Origin of the sequence: Mycobacterium sp. E2327 (genome assembly GCF_001672675.1) — a bacterium.
Taxonomy (GTDB): Bacteria; Actinomycetota; Actinomycetes; order Mycobacteriales; family Mycobacteriaceae; genus Mycobacterium.
The window spans coordinates 1-849 of the sequence record NZ_LZKE01000206.1; the positions used below are offsets into that span (position 1 = coordinate 1).

Below are 849 nucleotides of genomic sequence, written 5' to 3' on the forward strand. Positions count from 1 at the left end.
TCAAGGATCTCGTTTTGATCGGCGTTGCGCTGTGGACGCTCGGCGACTCGCTCGCGGCTCGAAAAGCGTTCCCCTGAGCAGCTTTTTGGCCGACGCCAGCGTGTCGGCGTACGCGTCCGCGGTCAGGTTGGCCGACCGGTCCGTCAGCCCACGGGCCAGCGCGTAGATCGCGTTGACCGCGGCGCCCGGGTCGGTATCGGGCGACAGCGCTCCCCGCGCCTGAGCGTCCCGGACGATGTCATCGATGGTGTCGCGCAAGCCTTTTAGTCCGGCATGCCCGCGCATCGCGCGTTCGAACGCGGCCAGGTGCGGATACTCGCGCAGCAACCTGTCCAGCTCGTCCAGCATCGCCTCGAGGCGCTCGACGACGTCATCGGAATGCGCCGCGGCGGACCGCACCCGTGGCAACGCGATCTCGTCGATCTCCCGGACGGTCGCCGTGAGCAACTCGGACTTGTTCGGGAAATAGTGGTACAGGCTCGCGCTGGTCATGTCGGCAGCCTTGGCGATCTCCCGGATGGTCGCGCGCGAGTAGCCGACGCCGGCCACGCACCGCATGGTGGCGACGATTATCCGCTGGCGAGTCTCCTCGCCGCTGGCGCCGACCGGGCGACCTAGCATGCCGTCGAATATAATCGAACGATCAATTAATATCCGGTTCCTGCTCGGAGGTGCGCCCGCATGAACGCCGCGCGGTCGCAGTTGGGGCGCCCGGTAGGCGCCAGCGGCGAGCGGACCCGCGCTCGAATAATCACCGCGGCGATGCGCTGCGTGGGGGAGGTGGGCTACTCCCAGGCGACAATTCGGGAGATCGCCAAGGCTGCCGACATGACCAGCGCGAGCCTGTAC

At 67.3% G+C, this 849-nt stretch carries 2 protein-coding genes; one reads left to right on the top strand and one right to left on the bottom strand.

Annotation, left to right across the window (positions count from 1 at the left end):
• Positions 1 to 621 (bottom strand): TetR/AcrR family transcriptional regulator, encoded by a 621-nt coding sequence (locus A5712_RS23450; protein ID WP_068110526.1) that lies wholly within the window; start codon positions 619 to 621, stop codon positions 1 to 3.
• 60 nt (positions 622 to 681) lie between these two features.
• Between A5712_RS23450 and A5712_RS23455 the strand changes: the two genes are divergently transcribed.
• Positions 682 to 849 (top strand): TetR/AcrR family transcriptional regulator (locus A5712_RS23455; protein ID WP_156766738.1); only part of this gene is annotated, 168 nt, incomplete at its 3' end.

What these genes read in the sequence shown, in the direction of transcription:
- A5712_RS23450 (WP_068110526.1), bottom strand. Translation starts at nt 621, where the DNA reads ATGCTAGGTCGCCCGGTCGGCGCCAGCGGCGAGGAGACTCGCCAGCGG.